The sequence below is a fragment of the Leifsonia sp. TF02-11 genome (genome assembly GCF_017565305.1).
Classification (GTDB): Bacteria; Actinomycetota; Actinomycetes; order Actinomycetales; family Microbacteriaceae; genus Leifsonia.
This window is the reverse complement of record NZ_JAGEKP010000041.1, coordinates 1-7,494: the sequence shown is the minus strand read 5'-3', so window position 1 is coordinate 7,494 and position 7,494 is coordinate 1. Positions and strand designations below refer to the sequence as shown.

Here is a 7,494-nt window from a genome sequence, read left to right as displayed (position 1 = left end):
GACAGCACTTCCCCAGACAGCAGTTCTCCAGGAAAGGAGCGGCAGGAGTGGAGTTCGACGGCATCCTCTTCTTCCCGGTGACCCCCTTCGACGCGCACGGACGCGTCGACACGGCGGTCCTCGACCAGCATCTCGAGACGGCGCTCGCGCACGGGCCCGGCGGCGTCTTCCCCGCCTGCGGCACCGGCGAGTACCACGCGCTGTCGGCATCGGAGGCGGCGCTCGTCACTCGGACGACGGTCGCCGCCGCCGCCGGTCGCGTGCCGGTCGTCGCCGGCGCGGGCGGACCGCTCGGTCACGCCCTCGAGGTCGCGCGCGCCGCCGCCGACGCCGGCGCGGACGCGCTGCTCGTCCTGCCCCCGTACCTCGTCGCCGGTCCCCAGCCTGGCCTCGCCGCATACGTCGAGGCGATCGCCGCGGCCGCCGACCTCCCCGTCGTGGTCTACCACCGCGCGAACGCCGCCTATACGGTCGACACCGTCCGGCGGCTCGTGGCGAACCCCCGCGTGATCGGGTTCAAGGACGGCGTCGGCGACATCGGCACGGCTCAGCTCATCGTGCGAGCGGTCGCCGAAGAGGGGCGCGACGACTTCGCCTTCTTCAACGGGCTGCTGACCGCGGAGCTCACGCAGGCCGCCTACCGCGGAATCGGCATCCCGCTCTACTCCTCCGCCGCGTTCGCGATGGCGCCCGACATCGCGAACGCGTACTACCGCGCCTACATCGGCGGCGACGAGGACCGCCGCCGCGCGCTGCTCGACGCCTTCTACGCTCCCCTCGTGGCATTGCGCGACGAGACACCCGGATTCGGCGTCTCCCTCATCAAGACCGGGCTGCGGCTCGGCGGGCTCCCGGTCGGCGGCGTGCGAGCGCCGCTCGTCGACCCGACACCCGCGCAGGAGCGCCGCCTCACGGAGATCCTCGACGCGGGACGCGCCCTCGTCGAGCCCGATTCCGCATCCGTCCCGGAGCCCGCGTGACGACGGTCGCCTCCCTCGACGCCCGCATCGTCCGGGTCCCCTTGACCCGGCCCTGGGCGAGCGACGTCACGTCGGTCGGGGTGATCGCGACACACCTGGTGCGCTCGGACGGCGCCGAGGGCTGGGGCTTCTCCTGGACACCGCAGATCGGGACCGAGGCGGTCCTCGCGCACCTGACCCACGACATCGCGCCGTTCGCGGTGGGCCGCATCGCGGCGCCCGCCGAGCTGTGGGACGCCGCCTGGGCGCACATCCACGAAGCGGGCGGCGGAGGCATCACGACGATCGCCCTGGCCGGGCTCGACCTCGCGCTCTGGGACGCCGACGCCCGCGCTGCTGGGCTCTCCCTCACCGACCGTCTCGGCCGGCGGCGCGACTCCGTCGCCGCCTACGGTAGCGGCGTCAACCTGCACTACTCGCTCGACGAGCTGCTGGCGCAGGTCGGGCGATGGATCGACCACGGCTTCACGGCCGTCAAGATCAAGGTCGGGCTCCCCGACCTCGACCGTGATATCGAGCGCGTCCGCGCGGTCCGCGAGCTGCTCGGCGACGGCCGCGAGCTGATGATCGACGCCAATCAGCGCTGGACGCTCGGGACCGCCACCGCCGCGATGGAGGCGCTCCGCGAGTTCCGACCCGCCTGGATCGAGGAGCCGATGCGCGCCGACGACCTTGCCGCGCACGCCGAGCTCGCCCGTCGCATCGACGTGCCCATTGCGGTGGGCGAGAACGTGCACACCATCCATCGGTTCGCCGACTACCTGCGCGCGGGAGCGGCGCAAATCGTCCAGCCGAACATCGTGCGGGTGGGCGGCGTCACCCCGTTCCTGCGCATCGCCGGCCTCGCGGCGGAGCACCGCGTGCCGCTGCACCCCCACCTCCTGCCGGAGCTCTCGGGCCAGGTCGCCCTGGCACTGCCTGCGGCTCCCGGCGTCGCCGAACCGCTCGCGGAAGACGTCGAGGACGCCGGGTTCGGCACCCTCGGCGCCCTCCGCGACCCCGGCCCCGTCGTCATCGCAGACGGCCGCCTCGCAGACGCTCCGCACCTCGGTCTCGGACTGCGCTTCCGCTGACCGCCCCACGAACCGACCACCGCATACGAGCAGAGGACACCGCCACCATGAGCACCGCCGCCGCCTCGACGTCGACCCCGACCTTCACCACCGGCGCGACGGAGCTGGATGCCATCGCACGTGCGGCCGCCGCGGCCGCCCCGATCTGGCGCCGTTCGAGCGCGGAGCAGCGCGCGGGATGGCTGCGCGCCGTCGCAGACGCGCTCGACGCCGCCGCACCCGAGCTCGTCGAGATCGCCGACCGGGAGACCCGCCTCGGCGAGACGCGACTTCGGGGCGAGGTCGGGCGGACGACCGGCCAGCTGCGTCTCTTCGCGGCCGTCGTCGAGGAGGGCTCGTATCTGGAGCTGACCGTCGACGATGCCGACCCCGCGGCGAGCCCGCCGCGCCCCGAGCTCCGCCGCATGCTCACGCCGGTCGGCCCGGTCGCGGTGTTCTCGGCCTCAAACTTCCCCTTCGCCTTCTCGGTGGCGGGCGGCGACACCGCCTCGGCCCTCGCGGGCGGCTCCCCCGTGATCGTGAAGGCGCACTCGGGTCATCTCGAGCTCTCCCGGCGCACCGCGGCCATCGCCTCCGCAGCACTCGAGGCCGCCGGAGCGCCTCCGGGATCGCTCGCGCTCGTCGAAGGCCGCGAGGCCGGGAACCTGCTGGTGCAGCATCCCGTGATCCAGGCCGCGGGGTTCACCGGCTCCATCGCGGGCGGGCGGGCGCTGTTCGACCTCGCGAACGGGCGTCCCGACCCCATCCCCTTCTACGGCGAGCTGGGCAGCATCAACCCGGTCGTGATCACGGCGGCCGCGATCTCCGCCCGCGGCGGCGATCTCGCAACGGGACTCGTCGGATCCTTCACCCTCGGCGCCGGTCAGTACTGCACGAAGCCCGGCGTCGTGTTCCTCCCTCGCGGCACCGGGTTCGAGGACGCCGTCGCCTCCGCGGTCGCCACCGCCCAGGGCGGCCCACTGCTCACCGAGCGCATCACGGCGGCCTTCCCGGACGGGGTCGACCGCCTCATCGCAGATCCCTCGACCTCTGTGCTCGCCGGCGGACGCCGCGACGAATCGGGCGTCGCGCACCCCGTGGTCGTCGTCACGGACGCCGCGGCCGTCGCGTCCCGGCCCGAGGTGCTCCTCGAGGAGTGCTTCGGCCCGATCACGGTGCTCGTCCGGTACGACGACGAGGATGAGCTGCTGCGCGCACTCGAGACCGTCCCGGGAAGCCTCACCGCGACGCTCCACTCCGAGACCGGCGACGTCGTCGCCGATCTGCTCGACGTCCTGCAGCGCAAGGCCGGTCGCGTCCTGTTCGCGGGATGGCCCACCGGCGTCGCCGTGACCTGGTCACAGCACCACGGCGGCCCCTGGCCCGCGACCACCTCGCTGCACACCTCGGTGGGGGCGACCGCGATCCGGCGCTTCCTGCGCCCGGTCGTCTACCAGGACGCCCCCGAGCCGCTGCTCCCGTCGCAGCTCCGGGACGCCGCGCTCTCCCGTGTTCCGCACCGCCGCAACGGGACGCTGATCGCGTGAACACGGCACCGACCGCCGGCGGTCACGGGCGCTGACCGTCTCCGTCCAGCCCCCAGATCAGCGGCAGCTCCACCATGGTCGACGGGTCCTGGTCGACCATGGTGGCGATGAGCGCGTCCCACTCGGGGTCGCTCGGCCGCAGCTGCCGCATCCGCCGCTCCATCTCGGCCTTCCCGTGCGTCGTCTCGATGAGGTGGACGAGGGTGAGCTCGTCGCGCCAGATGCGCCACTCGACGACGCCGGACTCCCGCAAGGCGATGGCGAGCGTCTCGGGCACCCGGCGGTGGGTGCGCGTGTACGCCTCCTCCTGGCCGGGCAGCAGCCGGGTGCGCCAGGCGATGACCGAGGTCGGCGGGCTCGGCGGGGATGACGGGGTGGTGGTCATGACGGAGCGTCTCCGATCGAGGGGTGCAGGGGCTGAGCGTTCACAGCGTCGCCGCCGACGGGTCCCACCCGGCCGGCAGCAGGAGCGGGGAGGCGGTGGTCGACGCCACGTCCACCCGGTCGCCGGTCTCGGCGGCGTCGACGATCGAGAGCAGGACATCGAGGACGTGATACGCCAGCGCACCGGACGCGCGCTCCGGGACGCCGGTCCGGATCGCGCGAGCGAGCTCGACGACACCGGTGCCGCGGGTGAGGGTCGAGCCCGTCTCTGGGATCGTCTCCGGCTCCGCGACCCCGCGCCGCCACAGGGCGGTCGCGCCGTCGAAGGCGTTCGGGTTCGGCACGTCGATCGCGCCCTCCACGCCGCTCACCTCGATCATCGCGGCGCGCGTGCGCCAGCCCTGGAAGCTGGTGACCAGCTGCGCGGAAGCACCCGACTCGAACCGCAGGAGAGCGGAGTGGAAGGTCGGCGTGGTCACGGGCACCCGCTCCCCCGCTCGCGGACCCTTCGCGATGACGCGTTCGTCGAGCGCCGTCGAGTCGACGGCTGTGACTGACGCGACCGGCCCGAGCAGCTGGACGAGGGCCGTGACGTAGTACGGCCCGAAGTCCAGCAGCGGACCACCGCCGGGCAGGTAGAAGAAGTCGGGGTTCGGATGCCACCGTTCGGGTCCGGCGCTCTGCATCACGGCCAGCGCGGTGAGCGGCCGCCCGATCGCGCCGGACTCCACGGTGCGCTGCGCGGTCTGCAGACCGGCGCCGAGGAACGTGTCGGGTGCGCTGGCCGCCCGCAGCCCGCGTGCCTCGGCGAGAGTGAGCAGCTCGAGCGCGCTCGAGCGCTCGAGTGCGAAGGGCTTCTCGTTCCAGACGTGCTTGCCCGCCTCCAGCGCACGCGCGGCGACTTCCGCGTGGGCGGCAGGGATCGTGAGGTTGACGACGATCTCGACGTCGTCGTGGGCCAGCAGGCCGTCGACCGACCCGGACCAGGGCAGCCCGAACTCGGCCGCCCGCTCCGCGGCGCGCGCCTCGTCCAGGTCGGCGACTCCCACGACCTCGAGGTCCGGGAACCCGGTCAGGTTGCCCAGATACTGGCTCGAGATCACCCCGGCGCCGACCACGCCGACGCGGACGCTCCCGGCGCTCACCGGCCGCCCTCCACGGAGTCGAGATATGCGAAGCTCGCCGCGATGCCGTCGAAGATGTCGCCCGCGTAGCCGTCGAACTCGACGACACGGAGCGCGTGCGGCGCAGCGGCCAGTACCGCGGCGACCTCGACGGCCCCTTCTCCAGCAGGCACCTGCCGATCGGCGGCCACGGGGACGCCGTCGACGTGCGCCTCGGCCGGCCGCGGCAGCGGACCGTCCTTGATGTGGAGCGCGCGCACACGATCGCCGAGACCGGCCAGCAGGGCGGGGACGTCCGCTCCGCCCACCGCGGCCCAGTAGGTGTCGACCTCGAGGACCGCCGAGGGGTCGAGCGCGTCGACGAACGCCTCGTAGGAACCGACGTTCTCGAACTCCCACCAGTGATTGTGGTAGCCGAGTGTCACGCCGTGATCGGCCGCCAGGGGGACGAGCGCGTTGATCCGCTCGGCGATCTCCCGCGCCCCGGCCGCGGTCTCCCAGCCGAAGCGCACCGACGACTCGATCACCGTCCCGATCCCCAGCCGCGCCGCGAGCTCGAAGCCGCGGAGCGGCTCCGCATCGTCGGCCAGGAACTTCTCGTGCGCCGTCGGCGCGGGCAGGCCCGACACCGCCAGGAACCGGTCGAACCGCTCGGGGAAGGTCGTGAGCCTGAACGGCTCGACCGCTCCGAAGCCGATCTCCACGAGCCGCCGGGCGACGGAGTCGATGTCCTCCTCCAGTGCGTCGCGCACCGTGTACAGCTGGACGGAAACGGGTGGGTTAGTCATCGTCATCGCTTTCCCTCCGACGCCGTCGCCGGAGCACTCCTTCTCATCGGTTCGATCTCGATCGGGTCCGTCTCGATCGGGTCGGGGTCAGCGGGTGACCGGCTCGAGCGCCGCGGCCACCGCGGTCACGAGCCGCCGCGCGCGGTCGTCCGCGCCGATCGACATCCGGTTCGTCACGTAGCCGAATCCGACGCGCGCGTCGATGTCGGCGAACCCGATCGCACCTCCGGCCCCGCTGTGGCCGAAGCTCGTGGGGCCGAGCAGGGAACCCGCCGCCACCGGCGGCAGCCGGAGCCCCTCGCCCCACCGCTCCTCGACTTGCGGCGTCCCGAACGAGAACAGGTGGTCGCCGGCGATGGTGAGCCGCGATGCCCGGCGGATATGCGCATCGTCGAGCAGCCGGAATCCGTCGGTCTCGGCGACCGTGCTCGAGTAGACCCGCGCGAGGGAGTGCGCTGTGGTCACGAGGCCGGACGCGGGCAGCTGCGCGCGGAGCACGATCTCCTCGTTGTAGTCGAGGTCGCGCCTGCTCCCCATCGGGAGGCGGATCGCACCGTTCAACGTGAGGGCGCGCCAGGCGCGGTCATCGGCCGCCATGGCCGCGTCGACGGCGTGGATCGCCTCCGGGTCACTCCACTCCAGGGGCCCGACATCGAGCACGGCGACCTCGGCGAGCACGCTGTCGGGCACCCCGAACCAGCTGCGGAGGCCGAGCGGCTCGGCGATGGACTCCCGGAAGACCTCGGCGAACGTCTTGCCCGTCGCACGCCGCACGATCTCGCCGAGCACGAAACCCTGCGTGACGGCGTGATAGGCGTACGCGGTTCCTGGCATCCAGTTGGGCGACTGCGCTTCGATGGCGCGGACCACGGCCGATCCTTCGCACACCTCGGCCAGGGTGAATGAGCCATCGATGTAGGCCACGGCGGTCCGGTGGGTGAGCGCCCACATGACGGGCATGCCCGCCTTTCCGGAGTCGGCGAATTCCGGCCAGTAGTGCTCGATCGGAGCATCCAGATCGAGCACGCCGCGCGCGGCGAGCAGGTGCACCAGGAGCGCGGAGAGGCCCTTGCCGACGGAGAAGCTCAGTGCGGGGGTGTGCTCGCGCCACGGCCTCCCCGTCCCGATGTCCGCGACGCCGCCCCAGAGGTCGACGACGGGTCGGCCGTCCTGGTAGACGCAGACGGCGGCGCCCAGTTCGTGGGACTGTGCCCAGTTCTCGCGGAAGGCGTCGGCGACCTCGGCGAACCGCGGGTCCGTGTAGCCGTGCACCTGATCGGGCGTCATCGCCTCTCCTCATCGTCGTCGGTTGTATGACATGCTATATGTTCGGCGTAGGGGAAGGAAAACCGATGACCATGCGTGACATCGAGACGGAGAATCCGACACTGGGGGCACTCCCCGATGGTCATCGGATCGCGCGGCCCGGCGGCCTCGTCCCCGTCGCGGTCAAAGTCCTCGTCTCCCGCGTCGTCACAGGAGAATTCGACGACGACGAATTCCCCACCGAAGCCGTCCTCACCACACAACTCGGCGTCTCCCGCACCGTCGTGCGCGAAGCCCTCCGCGTCCTGGAGAACAAAGGACTCATCACCATCCAACAAGGACGCCCCACCACC

Annotated in this window: 8 protein-coding genes; 4 read left to right on the top strand and 4 right to left on the bottom strand. The window is 72.4% G+C overall.

The window, feature by feature from the left end:
* Window positions 1-47: 47 nt before the first annotated feature.
* Genes JNB50_RS24610 through JNB50_RS24600 form a run of 3 tightly spaced genes read left to right on the top strand, consistent with a single transcriptional unit; the run spans window position 48 to window position 3,579 of the window.
* On the top strand, window positions 48-980 hold the full coding sequence (locus tag JNB50_RS24610) for a 5-dehydro-4-deoxyglucarate dehydratase (protein ID WP_208042727.1): 933 nt from the start codon (window positions 48-50) through the stop codon (window positions 978-980).
* Complete coding sequence (locus tag JNB50_RS24605; RefSeq protein ID WP_208042726.1) at window positions 977-2,053, top strand: mandelate racemase/muconate lactonizing enzyme family protein; 1,077 nt, start codon at window positions 977-979, stop codon at window positions 2,051-2,053. Before JNB50_RS24610 ends, JNB50_RS24605 begins: the two co-directional genes overlap by 4 nt.
* A 47-nt stretch (window positions 2,054-2,100) precedes the next feature.
* Window positions 2,101-3,579, top strand: coding sequence for an aldehyde dehydrogenase (NADP(+)) (locus JNB50_RS24600; protein ID WP_208042725.1), 1,479 nt, complete (start codon window positions 2,101-2,103; stop codon window positions 3,577-3,579).
* Window positions 3,580-3,601: 22 nt separating this feature from the next.
* Here the strand turns inward: JNB50_RS24600 and JNB50_RS24595 are convergent, their stop codons facing one another.
* The 4 genes from JNB50_RS24595 to JNB50_RS24580 form a co-directional block, all read right to left on the bottom strand.
* Entirely contained in the window at window positions 3,602-3,964 is a 363-nt protein-coding gene (locus tag JNB50_RS24595; RefSeq protein ID WP_208042724.1) for an L-rhamnose mutarotase, read from the bottom strand.
* Between the two features lie 40 nt (window positions 3,965-4,004).
* A complete protein-coding gene (locus JNB50_RS24590) occupies window positions 4,005-5,108 on the bottom strand; it encodes a Gfo/Idh/MocA family protein (protein ID WP_208042723.1) in 1,104 nt (367 codons plus the stop codon).
* Window positions 5,105-5,875, bottom strand: coding sequence for a sugar phosphate isomerase/epimerase (locus tag JNB50_RS24585; RefSeq protein WP_208042722.1), 771 nt, complete (start codon window positions 5,873-5,875; stop codon window positions 5,105-5,107). The genes JNB50_RS24590 and JNB50_RS24585 overlap by 4 nt, the downstream gene beginning before the upstream one ends.
* A gap of 87 nt (window positions 5,876-5,962) precedes the next feature.
* Entirely contained in the window at window positions 5,963-7,162 is a 1,200-nt protein-coding gene (locus JNB50_RS24580) for a serine hydrolase domain-containing protein (protein ID WP_208042721.1), read from the bottom strand.
* A 65-nt stretch (window positions 7,163-7,227) separates the two neighbouring features.
* On the opposite strand from JNB50_RS24580, the gene JNB50_RS24575 reads away from it, so the two are divergent.
* Window positions 7,228-7,494: FadR/GntR family transcriptional regulator (locus tag JNB50_RS24575; RefSeq protein WP_208042720.1), on the top strand; the 267-nt coding region annotated here is incomplete at its 3' end.